Genomic DNA, 19289 nt, shown 5'->3' with positions numbered 1-19289 from the left:
CCCGCAGTCAATGCGGGCTTCGTCCTACAAAATATCGCAGCCGCTTCCGTCAGAACGCCGTAACGCCGCCGTCCACCGCCAATGAATGCCCGGTGGTAAACGCCGCGCCATCGCTGCACAAATACAGCACCGCGCTGGCGATCTCCTCAACCTTGCCGATACGCCCGACCGGGTGCATTGCGTTGGCGAAATCGGCTTTTTTCGGGTCCGCTTCATAGGCCCGACGGAACATATCGGTGTCGATCACCGCCGGACACACGGCGTTGACGCGGATTTTCTTCTTGGCATATTCAATGGCCGCCGACTTTGTCAGGCCGATCACCGCATGCTTGGACGCTGCGTAGATGCTCATCTTCGGTGCCGCCCCAAGCCCCGCCACCGAGGCCGTGTTGACGATGGCACCGCCGCCCTGGGCCAGTAGCAATGGCAACTGGTACTTCATGCACAGCCAGACCCCTTTGACGTTGACCCCCATGATCGCGTCGAACTCATCAAGGGTGCCGTCCGGCAGCTTGCCCTTCTCTATCTCGATGCCGGCATTGTTGAAGGCGTAGTCGAGGCGCCCGTAGGTGTTGATCACTTCATTCATCAGGTTTTGCACGTCACCGTCGAGCGTCACGTTGCAGCGCACGAATACGGCGTCGCCACCGACGTCGCGAATAGACTGTACCGTCCCCTCGCCGCCCGCCACGTCCAGGTCGGCAACGACGACCTTGAGCCCCTGCGCCGCGAACGCCTGGGCCGTGGCGCGGCCAATACCCGCCGCGCCGCCCGTCACCACGGCAACCTCCCCGGAAAACGTCATGCTCATTGTCACTGCCTCGAAGAATTACTGACCGCCGTACTATAGCCACCGATCGCAACGGCACGGCAGCACTATCCAGTGGCCGGTTGGCGCTGCATGAACGCCCGTGATAACACCACCCACCACACCATCACTGGCTTGGATCAACCTGCATTCGCTGGATCGGCAAACCTTGCGGTAAGCGCGTCGAAGGTCTATCAACAAGGCTTCATTCATCTTGAGTGCCTGTCATGACCGCCCAGACCAACCGCCAATTCCTGCTCGCCAAACGCCCGGTGGGTGCCGCGACCCGCGAGACGTTCACGTATCAACAAGTCCCGGTTGGCGAACCGGCGGCGGGCCAGATCCTGGTCAAGAACGAGTACCTGTCCCTCGACCCGGCGATGCGCGGCTGGATGAACGAAGGCAAGTCCTACATCCCACCGGTCGGTATCGGCGAAGTCATGCGGGCATTGGGCGTCGGCCAGGTCATTGCGTCGAATAACCCGGCATTTGCGGTGGGGGACTACGTCAATGGCGCCCTGGGCGTGCAGGATTATTTCCTCGGCGAGCCACGAGGTTTCTACAAGGTCGATCCGAAACTGGCGCCGCTGCCACGTTATTTGTCAGCACTGGGCATGACCGGCATGACCGCTTATTTCGCCCTGTTGGATGTCGGCGCGCCCAAGGCTGGCGAAACCGTCGTGCTTTCAGGCGCCGCCGGTGCCGTGGGCAGCATTGCCGGGCAGATTGCCAAGCTCAAGGGCTGCCGCGTGGTCGGCATCGCCGGTGGTGCCGACAAATGCAAGTTTCTGGTCGAGGAGCTGGGCTTCGACGGGGCCATCGACTACAAGCATGAAGACGTCCATGCCGGTCTCAAGCGCGAGTGCCCCAAAGGCGTGGACGTGTATTTCGACAACGTCGGCGGCGATATCCTCGATGCCGTGCTCAGCCGCCTGAATCTCAAGGCCCGCGTGGTGATCTGCGGCGCCATCAGCCAATACAACAACAAGGAAGCGGTGAAGGGCCCGGCCAACTACCTGTCGCTGCTGGTCAACCGCGCGCGCATGGAAGGTTTCGTGGTCATGGACTACGCCTCGCAGTTCGCCGCCGCCGGGCAGGAAATGGCCGGGTGGATGGCCAAGGGGCAGCTCAAGAGCAAGGAAGATATTGTCGAAGGGCTGGAGACGTTCCCCGAGACGCTGACCAAATTATTCAGTGGGGAGAATTTCGGGAAGCTCGTGCTCAAGGTCTGACACACATCACTGTGAGTGCTGATGCCACGGCCTGACATAAAACGACTGTGGGAGCGAGCTTGCTCGCGATGGCGGTTCATCAGTCACGTTTGAATCGACTGAGATACCGCTATCGCGAGCAAGCTCGCTCCCACACGTTTTACAGCGTCTCGGTCAGGCCAGTTCGGCCACGACCGCTGCCAACGCCTTGGCCGGGTCGGCAGCCTGGCTGATCGGACGGCCGATTACCAGGTAATCGGAGCCCGCGTCCAGCGCCTGGCGCGGAGTCAGGATGCGCCGCTGGTCGTCCTGGGCGCTGCCCGCCGGACGAATCCCCGGTGTCACCAGTTGCAGCGATGGGTGCGCCGCTTTCAGGGCACTGGCTTCCAGCGCCGAGCAGACCAAGCCGTCCAGGCCAGCCTTTTGTGCCAGCGCCGCCAGACGCAGCACTTGCTCCTGAGGCTCGATGTCCAGGCCAATCCCCGCCAGATCCTCGCGCTCCATGCTGGTCAGCACGGTCACGCCGATCAGCAGCGGTTTCGGGCCGCTGCGCTGGTCCAGCACTTCACGGCAGGCCGCCATCATGCGCAGGCCGCCGGAACAATGCACGTTGACCATCCACACGCCCATCTCCGCAGCCGCCTTGACGGCCATGGCGGTGGTGTTGGGGATGTCATGGAATTTAAGGTCCAGGAACACTTCGAACCCCTTGTCGCGCAGGGTCCCGACAATTTCCGAAGCGCAACTGGTGAACAGTTCCTTGCCGACTTTGACCCGGCACAGCTTGGGGTCCAACTGGTCGGCCAGCTTCAGGGCGGCGTCACGGGTAGGGAAATCCAGGGCGACGATGATAGGCGTCTGGCAGGCGGACATGAGCGGGCTCTCAGGCAAGTCGAAATCGGCGCGCATTGTAGCGGAACCAGCGCCCTTGCGGGACCCGATGATCGGTAAATCATCAATCGCCCTGCTCCCGTTTGTGTCGCAGCCGATACATTCATGACACGCGCACAATACGGCAGGACGCTACCCTGCGCCGCCGCAACCGGTTATTCCAGCGCTTCACGGCCCACCGTCCGAAGCTTATGCTCAAACCACGCCCTCGCCGCCCTCCATGCGGTTGGCAACCCAACTGGCAGATGACGCACCCATGCAGAACACCCCCATTGCAAATGCTGGCGATCAGAAAGTGCCTGACGATGATCGGCGCTGGACCACCCGCGCCCTGATCGTCGATGACGACGTACCGATCCGCGAGTTGCTGATCGACTACCTCGCCCGCTTCGGCATTCGCGCCAGTGGCGTGACCGATGGCGCGGCCATGCGCCAGGCGATGCAGGCCGAGCATTTCGACGTGGTCGTGCTGGACCTGATGTTGCCAGGCGAAGACGGTCTGCAATTGTGCCGCTGGCTGCGGGCCGAGTCGGATATCCCCATCCTGATGCTGACGGCCCGCTGCGAGCCCACCGACCGCATCATCGGCCTGGAACTGGGCGCCGATGACTACATGGCCAAGCCCTTCGAACCCAGGGAATTGGTGGCGCGAATCCAGACCATCCTGCGCCGCGTGCGCGATGACCGCAGCGAGCAGCGCGCCAACATTCGCTTCGATAACTGGCGACTCAACAGCGTGCTGCGCCAGCTGGTCTCCCCCACTGGATTGGTAGTGCCCCTGTCCAACGCCGAATTCCGCCTGCTGTGGGTGTTCATCGAGCGACCGCGCCGTGTGCTCAGCCGTGAACAATTGCTGGACGCCGCGCGCGGTCGTTCCATCGAGGCCTTCGACCGCAGCATCGACCTTTTGGTCTCGCGCTTGCGCCAGAAACTGGGTGACGATCCGAAGGCCCCGCAATTGATCAAGACCGTGCGCGGTGAAGGCTACCTGTTCGACGCGCGGGATATCGGCTGATGCGCCTGCGCTTCGATTCCCTGTTCGGCCGCCTGTTCGGCGTGCTGCTGCTGGCGATCATCCTGGCGCATCTGTTGGCCTTTGCCTGGTTCTTTCATTACGACAAGCCACCTCCTGGGCCGCCCCCGGCGTTCTCCCATCAAGCCGCAGGTCCCCCGCGCTCCGGCCCGCCACCGGGCCAACGCCCCTGGTTCGGCGGCCCCGTGGTACCGCTGACGTTTCAGTTCGTGTTCCTGATTGTCGCCGCCTGGTACGGCGCCAAGCTGTTGACCTGGCCGATCCAACGCCTGAGCGACGCCGCCGAACGGCTGAGCGAGGACCTCGATAGTCCGCCACTGGAGGAAAACGGTCCGCGTGAGGCCCGCCAGGCCGCCCATACCTTCAACCTGATGCAACGACGGATCCGCGAGCAGGTGCAGCAGCGCTCGCGCATGCTGGGGGCTGTATCCCATGATCTGCGCACCCCGCTGTCGCGGCTCAAGCTGCGCCTGGAGCAGATCAACGACACCCGGTTGCAGGATCAGATGCGCCAGGACCTGGACGATATGATCGGCATGCTCGACGCGACACTGACTTATCTGCACGAACAACGCACCAGCGAGGCGTTGCAGTGGATGGACGTGCAGGCCCTGGTGGAGTCATTGAGCGAAAACGCCCAGGACCAGGGCGCCAACGTGCAGGCCAGCGGCACCTGTGGGCCTATGCAGGTGCAACCGATGGCCCTGCGTTCGTGCCTTAACAACCTCATCGACAACGCCCTGCGCTACGCGGGCGACGCGTCGATTGTCCTGGAAGATCAACAGGATCAATTGCTGATCCGGGTGATTGACCATGGCCCCGGCATCGCGGCGGACAAACGCGAAGCGGTATTCGAGCCATTCTTTCGCCTGGAGGGCTCGCGCAACCGTAACTCCGGTGGCGTCGGCCTGGGCATGACCATCGCCAGGGAGGCCGCCGAGCGCCTGGGCGGGCACTTGAGCCTGGAAGAAACGCCGGGGGGTGGATTGACGGCGGTGATCAGCTTGCCTCGCCTCTAAGCCCCACCGATTTCCCCTGTGGCGAGGGAGCAAGCTCCCTCGCCACAGGTACTCGAAACACGAGTGCACGGCTTTCAATTATCGCGCCTGGCTCTTGCTCCAATCCGTCAGCAAGCTGTACGCCACTGCCAATAATGTCGGGCCGATGAACAGCCCGATGAAGCCGAACGCAATCAACCCGCCGAACACCCCCAACAGCACGATCACCAGCGGCAGGTTTCCGCCACGGCTGATCAGATAGGGCTTGAGCACGTTGTCCACGCCGCTGATGATGAAGGTGCCCCAAATGCCCAGGAACACTGCCATCCCGTATTCACCTTTCCAGACCAGCCACGCCGTGGCGGGGATCCAGGCCAGTGGCGGGCCCATCGGGATCAGGCTGAGCAGGAAGGTGACGATACCCAGCACCAGCGCTCCGGGGACCCCGGCGATCAGGAAGCCGATCAACGCCAGCACCGCCTGGGCCGCCGCGGTCCCGATCACGCCATTGACCACCCGCTGCACCGTCCCGGCCACCAGCTCGACGTAATAACCGGCACGGTCGCCGATCAGTCGTTCCAGCAGCCCTTGGACAAACGCGGCCAGCCGCGGGCCGTCACGATAGAAAAAGAAGACGAATACGATGCTCAGGGTCAGTTCGAGGATGCCGCCGCCGATCTGGGCGCTGCGGGCCAGCAACCAGTTGCCGACCTGCCCCAGGTACGGCTTGATGGACACCATCATCGCCGCGCCCTGCTGGTCGATGCTGTTCCAGATACCGACCAGGCGCCCGCCCACCAATGGCACGCCGGCCAGCCAGTCGGGCGCCTCGGGCAAGCCGTCGACCTGTGCATCCCGGATGAACGCCGTGGCGTCGCGCACATGATCGGCCAGGTTGAATCCCAGCCATACCAGCGGCACCGCCACCAGCAACATCCAGCCCACCGTCAGCAAGCCCGCCGCCAGGGATTCGCGCCCGTTGACCCAACGGGTCAGCAGGCGCATCAGTGGCCAACTGGCAAACGCCAGCACCGCGCCCCAGAACAGCGCCGACCAGAACGGAGCCATCACCCAGAGGCTTGCACCGAACAACACCAGGAGCAGGATCTGCACCAATAGCCGATCGTTATTGAGCATGAAAGATCTCGGAAAATGAAAGATACGGGGGTAACCAATTCAAGCGCCGCCCCCGCAACAGCTTATCGCAGCAATTCAAGATGCAGGCCCGCCGCCTCAGCGCTGGCCGCCTCCATTCGAGCGGCGCGCACACCCTGGCCGATCAAGCCCTGACGCCACGCCTCGGCTTGCGGCCCGGCGATGCTGACTCGCAGCCCAGTGTCCAGGTTCAACGCCCGGGACAGCAGGCGCAGCCAGGTATCGTCCGGTTCACCGGCCAGGCGCGGCAGGTCCAGCACGCCGGTGTCCTTGAGCTGGCGCAGCAGGGTCGCCGAGGTCGGCAAGACATCGCCCAGCGGCGCATTGGCTTCGAACTGTTCGACGTGCAGGTAGGCCTTGCGATTGCCACGGGTGATGGCATACAGCGCGATGAGCGTGTTGTCCGTTGGCGGCGCCAGGCGCAGCAGCAGATAGGCCTGGCCGTTGTCGGCGCCGTAGAGCTTGGCATTGCCGAACACTTCGTTGGCCCACAGGCTGCTTTCGCCGCAGTCGCGGGCCTGGCACCAGAACAGCAGCTCGGCGCCCTGTTTCTGCAGCGCTTCGCGGGCAGCGGTAAAGGCCTGTGTGGCGGAATGCTCGGGCGGCAGCTCGTAGGTCACCGAGGTGGCGTTGCCCCGGGCATCGATTTGTCCGTCGAAACGCAACTGGCCGCTGATCTTGCGGATCGAACCCATGGGGTAGATCCGCTCCAGGTCGCTGGTTTGCCGATAGTCGACGATTTGCGCGTCGGGCATGCGTGGCACACGCTCCAGGTCCTGGCTGCCAGGCACATCGGCGGCCAGCACTGCCGGCGCGAAACAGGCCAGCGTCAGCAGGACGAATGAGTGGACGGATGATTTCATTGGATCGGCTTCGCCTGGATCCGCGCGACGCAAAGGCGTTCGTCAATGCGCAGCAAGGCGAGTGGACGGTTATCAGTCATGGTTGGCTCCCTTTCAACCCGCCCAGCCTCGACACTTGCCCGGCGCAAGTCAAGAAACGCTGAAGAACCGATTGAAACAGTCTGCTACAAGCGCCGCCCCGGACTCATCGTTCAGGTGCAAATGATGGCCGCCGGGCAACTGTTCATGACTGAAGGGTAGACGTTCCAGCAATTCGGGGTGGTGGGCCAGCATACCGTCCGCCGCCACCACCAGATGAGCAGGACAAGCGATCCGCGCCACGAAGGCCATGGCCTGTTCGTCGGTCAGGCGCAGCGGTGAGGGCAAGGTCAGGCGATTGTCGGTGCGCCAGGTGTAGCCTCCCGGCACCGGCATCAAGCCGCGCTGGGCCAGCAACTCGGCGGCCTCGCGACTGACCGCCACCAGACCCTTCATGCGGGCTTCGATGGCCCGGTCAAGGGTTTTATAGACGGGTTTGCGTTTTTGCTGCAACTCCAACTGCGCCTGTAAGGCCATGCCCATGCGCTCCGCCGCATTATCGCCTTTCGCCGTAGGAGGAATCACACCATCGATCAGGCCCAGGTGCGTGATACGTTCCGGCAACGACCCGGCCAGCACCAGCGAGACAATGGCCCCCATGGAATGGCCCAGCAGGGCAAAACGCTTCAATCCCAGTTGCTCGGCCACTTGCAGCACATCGTGGGCATAGTCCCACAGGGCATAGCCGGCGCCAGGCGGACGATGCCCGGAATGACCGTGGCCGGCCATGTCCAGGGCGATCACCCGCACGCCCTGCAACCGGGGCGCCAGTCGGGCGAAACTGTTGGCGTTGTCCAGCCAGCCATGCAAGGCGATCACCGGTCGGCCGTCTTCCGGGCCAAACAGATGAGCCGCCAGTTCGATATGGGGCAGGCTCAGGCGGACTTCTTCAACGACGCTCATGGGCGGCGTCCTTCCCAGCGCTGGAAGAGGTCCTTGAGCAGATTGGCGGTGTCCAGTGGGCGCTCCAGAGGAAACATGTGGCCGCCCGGCATGCTCAGCGACTCGCCGAAGGGCATGCGTCCCACCGACCGGGCGTGATGACGCATCACCACCCGACTCTGCCGCCCCCGCACCACGGCCAGCGGGATTTCGAGTTTTCGAGCCCTTCCGGGGCTGGTGTGCGGCACACCTCGGTAGATGCTGATTTCCGTGGCCGGGTCGAAGCGCAGTCGCAACCGATCGCCGACCGGCTGCAAGCCATGTTGCAGGTACGCTTCGAAGCACTCTGGGTCGAAACCGCGAAACAGCGTCTTGCCAGCAAAATAAGTCCGCGCCGATTCCAGGTCGCTGAACTCCTCCCGCCGCCCCAGGGTTCGCCCCGCCGGCGTCAGGCGATCGATGAAGCCCAGGCGCTTGGCGGCCAGGATCAGCCAGCGATCCACACGGGTCAGCACCGGAGAATCGAGCATGACCACGCCCCGATACAACCAAGGGCTGCGCAACGCCGCGTGCAGATGCAGCACGCCCCCCAAGGAATGCCCCACTCCCCAGACCGGTTCCGGTTGCTGCTCCAGATGATGAATCAGCTCGTCCACCAGGTTGTTCCAGTTGTCATCGACGGGGAAGCGCGGGTCGTGCCCGTGCAATTCCAGATGCGCGACCTGGTACTGCGGCGCCAGCGCGGCGAACAGCTTGCCGTACGTGGCCGAGGGGAAACCATTGGCGTGAGCGAAAAACACCTGTTGCGACATGTTGGGCCGATCCATTGCGAGAACTGCGACCGATTCTGCGCAGAACCCGGCGGCGCGGCAATGACCGTAACTGACAGGAATGATGACAGTCGGGGTTGGGATATGGGCTCGTGCCACTGCCCCATGGCGAGGGAGCTTGCTCCCGGTGGGCTGCGCAGCAGACCCGAAGATGGGCAACACGGTGTGCCCGGTTGATCGAGTCACGAGACCGAGGGCCGCTTCGCGCCCCAGCGGGAGCAAGCTCCCTCGCCACAATGGACTGCTCCAACCCCGCAGGCATCAACGCGCCGATGGCTGCTCCCCCAACGGCACAACCGCCATGGTCAGGCGCGATACGCAGTTGACCTTGCCGTCATCATTGACCAGGCGGATGTCCCAGACCTGGGTGGTGCGGCCCAGGTGGATCGAGCGGGCCGTGGCCGTGACCCGGCCGCTGCGCACGCCACGCAAATGGTTGGCGTTGATCTCCAGCCCCACGCAGTAGAACTTGCTGGTGTCCACGCACAGGTAGGCGGCCATGGAGCCGACCGTTTCGGCCAGCACCACCGACGCGCCGCCGTGCAGCAGGCCGAACGGCTGGTGGGTGCGGTGATCAACAACCATGCTCGCAGTCAGGGACTCGTCGTCGAAGGACTCGAAACGAATGTCCAGCACTTCGCTGATGGTGTTTTTACCAGCGGCGTTCAGTTGTTCAATATTCGGGGTGGTGCGCCACAGACTCATCGTTGCCGTTCCTTGTGATTTTTATTTTGCCTTGGGACCGTTCGTTTCAGGGATGCTTGAGGCTCTTGAGCTTCATCGCACCGGCCAGCGGCAGATCACCTTCCAGCTCGGCCAAGCCAGCCGTCGAAACCTGTTCCGGTTGCTGCAAGTGACCGTGCTGCAAAAAGCCCAGCAGGCTGCCCACCAATGGGTTATGGCTGACCAGCAGAACGTTGCCCTGATCGTCCAGGTGTTTCAACACTTCAGCCGGGCGAGTCTCCGGCGTCAACCAGTTCACGGTGATCAACTCAGGCTCGAATCCGAGGGCCTCGCGTACCAGTTGCGCGGTCTGCTGGGCGCGCACGTAAGGGCTGGCATAAATGGCCCGCAACGGCTCGCCTATCAATCGACCGGCGCTGAGCAGCACTTCCTCGCGCCCATGAATCGTCAACACCCGCTCCGGATCGGGACGGGCTCCGTGGGGCTCGGCCTCGCCATGACGCAATACCCACAGTTTCATAGCTTCGGCTCCTCGTCCCGGACCGGGTGCGGTGCCGGCGCCACGGTGTGGGGCGCTTCGCCTTCCGGCGTGCGTGGGGTCGGCCAGTCGGCGAATGGCCAAGGCTTCTGGTCACTGTGAAAGGTGCCAAAACGGCCGATCTGCGCGAGGAACTGGCTCAGGCTGTCGCCAAAATTCATCAGGCTGGCGCTCGGTGCGCCGTAGATCAGCCGGTAGATCAACTGCACCAGCACCACGGCGCCGAGGATGAATTGCGCCACCTGCCAGACCAGCAGGTAAATCACCATCCACAGCACGCGCAGCAGGATGGATTCGTATTGAGGCTGCCCTTTCGGATCGTTCATGGTTCGCTCCTGCTTGCGGTCAAAGGGAATCAGTTGAAACCGCTGGTGGAAATAAAATCGACGTCGGTCTTGGGTTCGCCACGCATCAACAGTTCGATCACCTGTTCCAGCGTGCGCCCTTCGAACAGGATCGCATGCAGACCGGCGACCAGCGGCATGTACACGCCGGCCTCCTGGGACTTGGCCTTGAGCACCTTGAGGGTGTTGACCCCTTCCGCCACTTCACCCAGGCGCGACACGGCCTCGTCCAGGCTCAGGCCTTGGCCGAGGGCGAAGCCGACCTGGTAGTTGCGGCTCTTGGGCGAAGAGCAGGTAACGATCAGGTCGCCCACCCCGGCCAGCCCGAGGAAAGTCATCGGATTGGCGCCCTGGCTGACGGCGAATCGGGTCATTTCCGCCAGCGCCCGGGTGATCAGCATGCTCTTGGTGTTCTCGCCCATGCCCAAGGCGACCGCCATGCCGGCGATGATCGCGTAGACATTCTTCAGCGCCCCGCCCAGCTCCACGCCGAAACGATCCGCGCTGGCATAGACGCGGAAAGTGCGGCCATGCAGCGCGGCCTGGACCCGTTGGCACAACTCTTCATCTTCGCTGGCGACCACGGTGGCGGTCAGGGCATGCTCGGCAATCTCGCGCGCCAGGTTCGGCCCGGAGATCACGCCGATTCGCGCCTTGGGGGCGATGTCTTCGAGGATCTCGCTCATCAGCTTGAAGGTTTGCGCCTCGATACCTTTGGTCAGGCTCACCAGCAGTTTGCCGCTCAAGCGTTCGGCATGGGGCGCCAATACCGAGCGCAAGGCGCTGGAAGGCAAGGCCACGAAGAACAGGTCGCTGCCTTCAAGTGTGGCCTGCAAGTCAGTGACCGGCTCCACTTCAGGCCGGACCTTGATGCCCTTGAGGTAACGCGGATTCTCCCGGTTGACCCGGATGGCCTCGGCCTGTTCGGGGTCACGCATCCATTGGCGCACCGCGTGGCCGTTTTCCGCCAGCAGGTTAGCCACGGCAGTGCCGAAACTCCCGCCTCCCAGGACCGCAATCGGGCGCTGTTCAGTCATATGCAATCCGCTCTTCCGTACCAAGTGGCAATGCGGGGCATTATACGGAGCAGCCGGACCGCGACCAGCCCCGTCAGTAATTACCCATAGCTGTAGGAAGCTGACCATCAATTCCTAGGAAAATGCTGTCAACGTGAATGGAAAAGTCGTTCGGCTCGGTTAACATGCCTGCCATCCTTCCATTATCCAAGGCTGTGCCGTGTTCGTTGGCCCCTCCCGTCCAGGTTCTTCACTGCTATTGGCGCTGATCATCAGTCCGCCGGTAGTGGCCGACGACTTGTTCGTGGACAGCCAGGCCGTGCCCCAGGTGTTGACCGCCACGCGCCTGAAACAGTCGCCCGCCGCAGTGCCGGGCAGCATGACCGTGCTCGATCGTGAATTGATCAAGGCCAGCGGCGCCCGGGACATCAGCGAACTGTTGCGCCTGGTGCCGGGCATGATGGTCGGCAATCTCAGCGGCAACCAGGCCACCGTCAATTACCACGGGACCAACGCCAGCGAAGCGCGGCGCATGCAGGTGTTGATCGATGGCCGTTCGGTGTATCGCGCCGGCCTGGCGACCGTGGATTGGAGCGATATTCCGGTCGCCATGGAAGACATCGACCGAATCGAAGTCTTCCGGGGCCCGAACACCGTCAGCTACGGTGCCAACGCGTTGATGGCGGTGGTCAACATCATTACCCGCGCCCCGGCCAACAGCCACGGCACCCGACTGAAGATCACCCGGGGCCAGCGAGGGATTGGCGACTGGTATGCCAGCCAGGGCAGCGGTTGGGAAAACGGCGATTTCCGACTCTCGCTGTCCGGCCAGGAAGACGACGGTTTCGACAGTGACCGCAACGGCGCCGATTACCGCGACAGCCGGCGACTGGACCGCTTCAACCTGTCCGTCAGCCAAACCCTGGACGAATCCCAGAGCATCGATTGGCAATTGAACGCCAAGGACGGGACCAATCAGCGGCCCTACACCTATCGCCCTGTGTTCGCCGGGATTACAGCGGCTGGGGATAATTCTGACGTCATCGCCAAGGATTACGCCGGTTCGCTGCGCTGGAACCTGGACCTGAACCCCAATCACAGCCTCTATGTACAAGGCTCGATCCAGCATTGGGATCGCCAGCAAACCTGGCGCGCCTGTGATGCCGAGGTGTCCTTCAGCCCGCAATTGACCGACCTCTGGCAGCTCAACCCCAACTACGCCGAGAAGCTGGCCCGCAACATTCCGAGCTTCCTCGGCTCGGGCGCGCCGCCCGGTACCGCACAGGAACAGGCACTGGCCAATCAGGTGCTCGATCAGTGGCGCAACGGCGCTTCCCAGACACTGTGCGGCGACATCGACCAAAGCGCCCGGGAGTCGCGCTATGACCTGGAGATCCAGGACACCCTCAGCCTGTCCGACAGCCTGCGGCTGGTCACCGGGGCGAATTATCGCTACGACCGGGCCGACTCGGAGACCTACTTCAACGGTACGCTGGACGACACCACCTACCGTTTGTTCGGCCAGCTCGAATGGCGAGCCAGCGAACACTGGCTGCTGCAGGGCGGCGCGATGTTCGAGGACACGCGCCTGACCGGCAGTTCGCTGACACCGCGGATGGCGGTGAACTACCTGATCACCCCGCGACATGGCCTGCGGGCGGTGTATTCCGAGGCGGTGCGTTCGCCGGACATGTTCGAGAACAACGTCAATTGGAGCTATCAAGTCTCCAACCTGCAGCCGTCCGCGTTCGGCCAGGACAGTGCACGCTATTTCGTACGCACGCGCGGCCCGGGGAACCTGGATCAAGAGCACATGCGCTCCCGAGAGCTCGGTTACAACGGCTATTTCATGGACCTTGGCCTGACGATGGATGTGAAGCTGTTCCATGACGAAATCACCGGCATGATCAGCGAGCCGCTGCGCAACAACCAATACATCGCCAGCAACAGCAACGAATCGCAATTCACCGGTGCCGAGACCCAATTGGACTGGCGCGTGGCCCTTGCCGATCGGCTGCGCCTGACTTACGCCTACGTCGATGCTCTGGCGAGCAACCCCCTCGACGAACAACTGACCGCCCGCAACAGTGGTTCCGCCGGCTGGCTGCGCGATTGGGGCCAGGGTTGGAACAGCGCGGTCTTCTATTACGCCGCCGATGCCCTCAATGGTTATCGCTACGAGCGGGTCGACACCCGCCTCGCCCGGCGAATCCCCTTGGGCAAGGCCAGCCTGGAGCTGGCGGGGGTGATGCAACAGCGCCTCGACGATCAACCGACCACCTACGTCGATAATCGCTACGACTCCCGTCACGTCCTGTATTTCAGCGCAGAGTTGTCCTTCTAGATGTCTCGGCGCCAACCACACAAGACGCCATCCCGTGGCCGCCTGTCGCTGCTGCTGTGGGTGGCTTTTGCCAGTCTGCTGAGCGTCGTTGAGGCCCGCGCTGCGGAGATCCTACTGACCGGCGCCCAGGACAGTCCCGGCGTGCAGTCGTTTACCCAGGCCTTGCAGGCCCGACGCCCCTACGACAATGTTCGGTTTGCCCCCGTGGCCGGCCTGCCGGCGCCGGACCGGTTACCCGGCGACCTGCGCCTGGTGCTGCTGGATTTGCCGAGCCTTGACTGGCGGCTGCAAAAGATCCGCGGACCGGCGACCCTGGTGCTACGGATCAGTCGCCAGCAAGCCCGCGATCGCCTGGGCGATGCAACGCCCGAGCACCTGAGCCTGCTCTGGAGCGATCCGCCGATGGCGCGGCAATTGCGCCTGATTCGCCAGATCCTGCCGCAAGTGCGACGGGTCGGCATATTGTTCGACAAGCACAGCGAGTTCCTGCTCAAGGATGCTCATCAGGCGGCGCTTGCCCTGGGCCTGGAAATTGTCGGCGAGCGCTGGGACGACAGCAGCGACAGCCGCCCGTTACAGAACCTGCTGGGCCAGAGCGACGTGTTGCTCGGCCTGGATGATCCCGACCTGTACAACCCCAAGACGGTGAAGAATCTGTTGCTCAGCAGTTATGCCCGGCAACGCGCGCTGATCGGCCCGAGCCCGGCCTTCGTCAAGGCGGGCAGCCTGGCCAGTACATACAGCGACCAGGAAGACTGGCTGGCGATTCTCGATGATCTGCTCGACCGCCCCGCCACCACCTGGCCGCGCACCCTGTACCCGCCCCGCTTCAAAGTCCTGAGCAATCAACAGGTCGCCCGTTCCCTGGGGATCGAACCGATCGATGCCGAATCCGTCGCTGCGCAGTTGGCAGAAGGAGAACACCGCCCATGACCTTGCGTCGTCGTTGGGATATCCACACCCGCACCCAGCTCATCGCCCTCGGCCCGGCCTTGTTGTTGACCGTGTTGCTGATCGGCTTCTTCACCTTCGTGCGGATCCAGGACTTGCGCCAGGAACTCAACCACACCGGGCAACTGATCGCCAACCAACTGGCGCCGGCAGCGGAATACGGGGTCATTTCCGGCAACAACGAAGTGCTGGAAAGCCTGCTCACCGCGACCCTGGCCACGCCCCACGTGCGTTTCCTCGAGGTCCAGGACCGCACGGAGCGAGTCCTGGTGTACGTCGAGCAACCGGCCCAGGCCCGCAACCATTCACAACAGGTGGAAGTGTTCCAGGCCCCGGTTCGCCTGCAGCGCATTGCCCTGAACAATGACTTCCTGCAAGGCAATAATCCGACCACCGAAACGCCCGGCGAGGATTACCTGGGCCGGGTGATCGTCGGCATGTCCAGCGACGCCTTCAGCCAGCGTCAGCAGGAAATCCTGCTCAAGGCCGCGATCCTGGCGTTGTTCGCCCTGCTGTTCACGTTCCTGGTGGCGCGGCGCCTGGCGGCCGACCTGTCACGGCCGATCCGCGACATCGGCAACGCGGTCAAGGCGATCCAGCAAGGCGACTACAACGCCCCGCTGCCGATCGTCGACGACGGCGAACTGGGGGCATTGTCGCGGCACATCAACAACCTCGCCGACGGCCTCGAGCAGGCCAGCCGTGAACAGCACCAGGCCATGGCCCAGTTGATCAAGACCCGGGAAGAAGCGGAAAAGGCCAACAGCGCCAAGTCCGAATTCCTGGCGATGATGAGCCATGAGCTGCGCACGCCGATGAACGGCGTGCTGGGCATGCTGCAACTGCTGGAAACCACCCACATGACCGACGAGCAGCACGAGTACACCGCGCTGGCCTCGGAGTCCACCGAGCACCTGTTGAAGGTGATCAACGACATCCTCGATTTCTCGCGTATCGAACGCTCCGCACTGGAGTTGGAACACATTGCGTTCAACCTGGCGGAGCTGGTGGGCAGTTGCGCCCAGTCGTTCCAACACAGCGCCGCGCAACGCAAGCTGGGCCTGGACCTACTTATCCCCGACGACCTGAAGCCGCTGCGGGTACAAGGCGACCCGACGCGGATCCGGCAGATCCTGGTGAACCTGATCGGCAACGCGCTGAAGTTCACCGACCAGGGCCGCGTTACCGTGCAATGCCAATGGCAAGCCCTGGACCACGAACTACTCTGGTTCACCTGCACGGTACGTGACAGCGGCATCGGTATCCCGGCCGAGAGCCTGGAGCGGATGTTCGACGCGTTCCAGCAGGCCGACAGTTCGATTTCCCGGCGCTACGGCGGCACGGGCCTGGGCTTGCCGATCGCGCGCACCCTGGCCGAACGCATGGGCGGCACGCTGCGCGCCCAGAGCGAGGAAGGCCAGGGCTCGGTGTTTACCCTGGAGATCCCCCTGGCCCTGTCGCGCCTGGCCCCACCGCCGTTGCCTCCACGCCTGCCTGGCGGAAGCCGTGATGGAGAAGGCCGCAATGTCCTGCTGGTAGAAGACAACCCGGTGAACCAAACGGTGATCGAAGCCATGCTGCGCAGCCTGGGTTTCAAGGTCAGCGTCGCCACCGATGGCGCCCAGGCCGTACGCAGCGCCGAGAGCCTGATTTTCGAAGCGATCCTGATGGACTGCCGGTTGCCGGTCATCGATGGCTACGAAGCCACCCGGCAGATCCGCCAATTGCCGGGCTGTACCGAGGTGCCCATCATCGCCCTGACAGCCAATGCATTGCAGGGCGACCGGGAAGCCTGCCTGGCGGCAGGCATGAACGATTACTTGGCCAAACCCTTCAAGCGAATTGACTTGCAGCAGACTCTCCAACGCTGGGTAGGGTAAATACGGGGCGTTGGACTATCTGCGACTGGCGTGAAAGGCGAAAGTGCGGCAGTCTTAAGCACCCGGACACGCCTCGAGCGGGACAGGAATAACAATTTCAGTGCACAGGTGTACATTCATTTCCCGTGTGCTGTGACTTTCACTACAACGCAATAGTCTATGAGTAGGCTGCCGACTCGAGGCATGAACGCTTCGATCGGCCGGGAAGATTTGCCCCACCCTGCCGCATGGGACTATTGAGGAGCTCGCATGACCAAACAAAACGCCTTTACTCGGGAAGATCTGCTGCGCTGCAGTCGCGGTGAGCTGTTCGGCCCAGGTAACGCGCAACTGCCCGCCCCGAACATGCTGATGGTGGATCGCATCACCCATATCAGCGATGAGGGTGGCAAGTACGGCAAAGGTGAATTGGTCGCCGAGCTGGATATCACTCCGGACCTGTGGTTCTTCGCCTGTCACTTCGAAGGTGACCCGGTGATGCCCGGCTGCCTGGGCCTCGACGCCATGTGGCAACTGGTCGGCTTTTTCCTCGGCTGGCAGGGCCTGCCAGGCCGCGGTCGCGCCCTGGGTTCGGGCGAAGTGAAGTTCTTCGGTCAGGTACTGCCGACTGCGAAGAAGATCACCTATAACATTCATATCAAACGCGTCCTCAAGGGCAAGCTGAACATGGCCATTGCCGATGGTTCGGTTGCCGTGGATGGTCGCGAGATCTACACCGCCGAAGGCCTTCGGGTCGGCGTTTTCACCTCCACTGACAACTTCTAAGGGTTATCCGCATGCGCCGCGTCGTTATCACTGGTCTGGGCATCGTTTCGTGCCTGGGCAATGACAAAGAGACCGTCTCCGCTAACCTGCGTGCAAGTCGCCCTGGCATCCGGTACAACCCGGAATATGCCGAAATGGGTCTGCGTAGCCAGGTTTCCGGCTCCATTGACCTGAACCTCGAAGAGCTGATCGATCGCAAGATCTACCGTTTCGTCGGCCACGCGGCGGCTTATGCCTACCTGGCCATGAAAGACGCCATTGCTGACTCCGGCCTGACCGACGAGCAGGTGTCCAACGTGCGCACCGGCCTGATCGCCGGTTCCGGCGGTGCGTCGACCTTGAACCAGATGGAAGCGCTGGACATCCTGCGCGAAAAAGGCGTCAAGCGTGTCGGCCCGTACCGCGTCACGCGGACCATGGGTAGCACCGTTTCGGCTTGCCTGGCCACCCCTTTCAAGATCAAGGGCCTGAACTACTCGATCTCCTCCGCTTGCGCCACCAGTGCCCACTGCATTGGCACCGCGGTCGAGCAGATCCAGATGGGCAAGCAGGACATCGTGTTCGCCGGCGGCGGTGAAGAAGAACATTGGAGCCAGTCGTTCCTGTTCGATGCGATGGGCGCCCTGTCCAGCAAACGCAACGACACACCGCAAACCGCTTCACGCGCCTACGACGCCGACCGTGACGGTTTCGTCATCGCCGGCGGTGGTGGCATGGTCGTGGTCGAGGAGCTGGAACACGCCCTCGCCCGTGGTGCGAAGATCTACGCGGAAATCGTCGGCTACGGCGCCACTTCCGACGGCTACGACATGGTCGCGCCGAGCGGTGAAGGTGCCGTGCGCTGCATGCAGATGGCCATGTCCACTGTCGACACACCGATCGACTACCTGAACACCCACGGCACCTCGACCCCGGTCGGCGACGTCGCGGAGATGAAAGGTGTGCGTGAAGTGTTCGGCGACAAGGCCCCGGCCATCAGCTCCACCAAGAGCCTCTCGGGTCACTCCCTGGGTGCCGCCGGCGTCCACGAAGCGATCTATTGCATGCTGATGATGGAAGGCAACTTCATGGCCGGTTCGGCCAACATCGACGAGCTGGACCCGGAAGTGGCCGACCTGCCAATCCTGACCAAGACTCGCGAAAATGCCACCATCAACACCGTGATGAGCAACAGCTTCGGCTTCGGTGGCACCAACGCCACCCTGGTGATGAAGCGCTGGCAGGGCGCGTAGGAGCTGCCGCAGGCTGCGATCTTTTAATGCGAAAAGATCGCAGGCTTCGCCAGCGCCTACAGGAGCCAACAAAAACGCCCCGACTGGTTCGGGGCGTTTTTTTGTCCGTTCAAAAGCGATGGAAATCTTTGTGGGAGCGAGCTTGCTCGCGATAGCGGTGGATCAGCCAACCTTGATACTGACTGATCCGACGCCATCGCGAGCAAGCTCGCACACAGTTAATTTCAACTTAGCGCACGACAAACCGCTGCTGCGTCAGCAGCCGATCGCCTTGGAACACCATGAACCGCCACTCCCCCGGTACCACTTCGTGGCTTTCGGTGAATTCGTAGGCCATGACATCCTGCGGCGCGCCGGGCACCAGTTTCTGGATAACTTCGAACTTGTCGTGGCGCACGCCATCGGGCGTACGGATGCCCGGCGTGAAATACAGCAAGGTCAGCGGCTGGTCATTCTCGATCTTGCCCGCCAACTGGTAGCGCATGCCGAACTTTGTGCCCAGCTTGGCCGGAACACTTTCGGTCTGGCGGATCTGCTCATTGCTGCGACGCAGGACCCGCTCGCCCGACTGCAACTCGGCCTTCGGCCCTTCGAAGACCCCATATTCCACCGGGCCTTCGACACGGACTTCCGCCTGGGCCAGGCCGCAGGTCAACAACAACGCGAGCAGTGCGCTTGAACGGGTGAGGTGCATGGTGCGCTCCTTGATTGAGATGAGCGCGAGGGTATGACGCGGGGGTGACAGGCTGATGACAAAGCCAATGCACCCTGATGCTCTTGTGGCGA

General features: G+C 62.9%; 19 protein-coding genes. 8 read left to right on the top strand and 11 right to left on the bottom strand.

The features are described from left to right. Positions 1 to 49: 49 nt before the first annotated feature. A complete protein-coding gene (locus Q7C33_RS17140) occupies positions 50 to 811 on the bottom strand; it encodes an SDR family oxidoreductase (RefSeq protein ID WP_198798369.1) in 762 nt (253 codons plus the stop codon). Positions 812 to 1035: 224 nt separating this feature from the next. Between Q7C33_RS17140 and Q7C33_RS17135 the strand changes: the two genes are divergently transcribed. Further along, a complete protein-coding gene (locus tag Q7C33_RS17135; protein WP_407683836.1) occupies positions 1036 to 2040 on the top strand; it encodes an NADP-dependent oxidoreductase in 1005 nt (334 codons plus the stop codon). A 153-nt stretch (positions 2041 to 2193) separates the two neighbouring features. Here Q7C33_RS17135 and pyrF read toward each other — a convergent pair whose 3' ends face one another. Further along, positions 2194 to 2892 (bottom strand): orotidine-5'-phosphate decarboxylase, encoded by a 699-nt coding sequence (pyrF, locus tag Q7C33_RS17130; protein WP_160893102.1) that lies wholly within the window; start codon positions 2890 to 2892, stop codon positions 2194 to 2196. Positions 2893 to 3166: 274 nt separating this feature from the next. Here pyrF and Q7C33_RS17125 point away from each other — a divergent pair, with 274 nt between their 5' ends. Together Q7C33_RS17125 and Q7C33_RS17120 are read left to right on the top strand one after the other, a co-directional pair. Continuing rightward, a complete protein-coding gene (locus Q7C33_RS17125) occupies positions 3167 to 3925 on the top strand; it encodes a response regulator (RefSeq protein ID WP_198798372.1) in 759 nt (252 codons plus the stop codon). After that, entirely contained in the window at positions 3925 to 4962 is a 1038-nt protein-coding gene (locus tag Q7C33_RS17120) for a sensor histidine kinase (RefSeq protein ID WP_407683835.1), read from the top strand. Before Q7C33_RS17125 ends, Q7C33_RS17120 begins: the two co-directional genes overlap by 1 nt. Positions 4963 to 5040: 78 nt before the next feature. On the opposite strand, the gene Q7C33_RS17115 is transcribed toward Q7C33_RS17120, so the two are convergent. The 8 genes from Q7C33_RS17115 to Q7C33_RS17080 all read right to left on the bottom strand — a co-directional run bounded on the left by Q7C33_RS17115 (position 5041) and on the right by Q7C33_RS17080 (position 11352). Continuing rightward, a complete protein-coding gene (locus Q7C33_RS17115) occupies positions 5041 to 6078 on the bottom strand; it encodes an AI-2E family transporter (protein ID WP_030138355.1) in 1038 nt (345 codons plus the stop codon). Positions 6079 to 6140: 62 nt separating this feature from the next. Beyond that, on the bottom strand, positions 6141 to 6959 hold the full coding sequence (locus tag Q7C33_RS17110; protein WP_323154576.1) for a DUF4892 domain-containing protein: 819 nt from the start codon (positions 6957 to 6959) through the stop codon (positions 6141 to 6143). Between the two features lie 129 nt (positions 6960 to 7088). Then, entirely contained in the window at positions 7089 to 7940 is an 852-nt protein-coding gene (locus Q7C33_RS17105; RefSeq protein ID WP_258649976.1) for an alpha/beta hydrolase, read from the bottom strand. Beyond that, entirely contained in the window at positions 7937 to 8731 is a 795-nt protein-coding gene (locus Q7C33_RS17100; RefSeq protein ID WP_030138352.1) for an alpha/beta fold hydrolase, read from the bottom strand. The genes Q7C33_RS17105 and Q7C33_RS17100 overlap by 4 nt, the downstream gene beginning before the upstream one ends. Before the next feature lie 279 nt (positions 8732 to 9010). Further along, on the bottom strand, positions 9011 to 9454 hold the full coding sequence (locus Q7C33_RS17095; protein WP_407683834.1) for a hotdog fold thioesterase: 444 nt from the start codon (positions 9452 to 9454) through the stop codon (positions 9011 to 9013). A 46-nt stretch (positions 9455 to 9500) separates the two neighbouring features. Beyond that, entirely contained in the window at positions 9501 to 9953 is a 453-nt protein-coding gene (gene sixA / locus Q7C33_RS17090; RefSeq protein ID WP_217861465.1) for a phosphohistidine phosphatase SixA, read from the bottom strand. Further along, positions 9950 to 10297, bottom strand: a complete 348-nt coding sequence (locus tag Q7C33_RS17085) for a DUF4389 domain-containing protein (protein WP_030138349.1) — start codon at positions 10295 to 10297, stop codon at positions 9950 to 9952. The genes sixA and Q7C33_RS17085 overlap by 4 nt, the downstream gene beginning before the upstream one ends. Before the next feature lie 29 nt (positions 10298 to 10326). Beyond that, the gene (locus Q7C33_RS17080; protein ID WP_030138348.1) at positions 10327 to 11352 is read right to left on the bottom strand and encodes an NAD(P)H-dependent glycerol-3-phosphate dehydrogenase; all 1026 of its coding nucleotides are present in this window, start codon (positions 11350 to 11352) and stop codon (positions 10327 to 10329) included. Between the two features lie 199 nt (positions 11353 to 11551). On the opposite strand from Q7C33_RS17080, the gene Q7C33_RS17075 reads away from it, so the two are divergent. From Q7C33_RS17075 to fabB, 5 genes are all read left to right on the top strand, one after another. Continuing rightward, positions 11552 to 13675, top strand: coding sequence for a TonB-dependent receptor plug domain-containing protein (locus Q7C33_RS17075; protein WP_407683833.1), 2124 nt, complete (start codon positions 11552 to 11554; stop codon positions 13673 to 13675). Beyond that, positions 13676 to 14608, top strand: coding sequence for an ABC transporter substrate-binding protein (locus Q7C33_RS17070; RefSeq protein ID WP_407683832.1), 933 nt, complete (start codon positions 13676 to 13678; stop codon positions 14606 to 14608). Further along, entirely contained in the window at positions 14605 to 16506 is a 1902-nt protein-coding gene (locus tag Q7C33_RS17065; protein ID WP_407683831.1) for an ATP-binding protein, read from the top strand. Before Q7C33_RS17070 ends, Q7C33_RS17065 begins: the two co-directional genes overlap by 4 nt. A 249-nt stretch (positions 16507 to 16755) precedes the next feature. Next, complete coding sequence (gene fabA, locus Q7C33_RS17060; RefSeq protein ID WP_030138344.1) at positions 16756 to 17271, top strand: 3-hydroxyacyl-[acyl-carrier-protein] dehydratase FabA; 516 nt, start codon at positions 16756 to 16758, stop codon at positions 17269 to 17271. Positions 17272 to 17282: 11 nt separating this feature from the next. Next, positions 17283 to 18503, top strand: a complete 1221-nt coding sequence (gene fabB, locus Q7C33_RS17055) for a beta-ketoacyl-ACP synthase I (protein WP_030138343.1) — start codon at positions 17283 to 17285, stop codon at positions 18501 to 18503. Positions 18504 to 18732: 229 nt separating this feature from the next. Here the strand turns inward: fabB and Q7C33_RS17050 are convergent, their stop codons facing one another. Then, positions 18733 to 19197, bottom strand: a complete 465-nt coding sequence (locus Q7C33_RS17050) for a DUF3859 domain-containing protein (protein ID WP_030138342.1) — start codon at positions 19195 to 19197, stop codon at positions 18733 to 18735. Positions 19198 to 19289: the final 92 nt, after the last annotated feature.

Source organism: Pseudomonas sp. BP11-1-1 (assembly GCF_052112105.1).
GTDB classification, from domain to species: Bacteria; Pseudomonadota; Gammaproteobacteria; order Pseudomonadales; family Pseudomonadaceae; genus Aquipseudomonas; species Aquipseudomonas alvandae.
This window is presented reverse-complemented; position numbering and strand designations above follow the sequence as displayed.

Coding starts and splice junctions, on each gene's coding strand:
- pyrF (WP_160893102.1), bottom strand. CDS start 2,892: ATGTCCGCCTGCCAGACGCCTATCATCGTCGCCCTGGATTTCCCTACC.
- Q7C33_RS17100 (WP_030138352.1), bottom strand. CDS start 8,731: ATGTCGCAACAGGTGTTTTTCGCTCACGCCAATGGTTTCCCCTCGGCC.
- Q7C33_RS17115 (WP_030138355.1), bottom strand. CDS start 6,078: ATGCTCAATAACGATCGGCTATTGGTGCAGATCCTGCTCCTGGTGTTG.
- Q7C33_RS17125 (WP_198798372.1), top strand. CDS start 3,167: ATGCAGAACACCCCCATTGCAAATGCTGGCGATCAGAAAGTGCCTGAC.
- Q7C33_RS17105 (WP_258649976.1), bottom strand. CDS start 7,940: ATGAGCGTCGTTGAAGAAGTCCGCCTGAGCCTGCCCCATATCGAACTG.
- Q7C33_RS17050 (WP_030138342.1), bottom strand. CDS start 19,197: ATGCACCTCACCCGTTCAAGCGCACTGCTCGCGTTGTTGTTGACCTGC.
- Q7C33_RS17080 (WP_030138348.1), bottom strand. CDS start 11,352: ATGACTGAACAGCGCCCGATTGCGGTCCTGGGAGGCGGGAGTTTCGGC.
- fabA (WP_030138344.1), top strand. CDS start 16,756: ATGACCAAACAAAACGCCTTTACTCGGGAAGATCTGCTGCGCTGCAGT.
- Q7C33_RS17065 (WP_407683831.1), top strand. CDS start 14,605: ATGACCTTGCGTCGTCGTTGGGATATCCACACCCGCACCCAGCTCATC.
- Q7C33_RS17140 (WP_198798369.1), bottom strand. CDS start 811: ATGAGCATGACGTTTTCCGGGGAGGTTGCCGTGGTGACGGGCGGCGCG.
- Q7C33_RS17070 (WP_407683832.1), top strand. CDS start 13,676: ATGTCTCGGCGCCAACCACACAAGACGCCATCCCGTGGCCGCCTGTCG.
- sixA (WP_217861465.1), bottom strand. CDS start 9,953: ATGAAACTGTGGGTATTGCGTCATGGCGAGGCCGAGCCCCACGGAGCC.
- Q7C33_RS17110 (WP_323154576.1), bottom strand. CDS start 6,959: ATGAAATCATCCGTCCACTCATTCGTCCTGCTGACGCTGGCCTGTTTC.
- fabB (WP_030138343.1), top strand. CDS start 17,283: ATGCGCCGCGTCGTTATCACTGGTCTGGGCATCGTTTCGTGCCTGGGC.
- Q7C33_RS17120 (WP_407683835.1), top strand. CDS start 3,925: ATGCGCCTGCGCTTCGATTCCCTGTTCGGCCGCCTGTTCGGCGTGCTG.
- Q7C33_RS17135 (WP_407683836.1), top strand. CDS start 1,036: ATGACCGCCCAGACCAACCGCCAATTCCTGCTCGCCAAACGCCCGGTG.
- Q7C33_RS17095 (WP_407683834.1), bottom strand. CDS start 9,454: ATGAGTCTGTGGCGCACCACCCCGAATATTGAACAACTGAACGCCGCT.
- Q7C33_RS17085 (WP_030138349.1), bottom strand. CDS start 10,297: ATGAACGATCCGAAAGGGCAGCCTCAATACGAATCCATCCTGCTGCGC.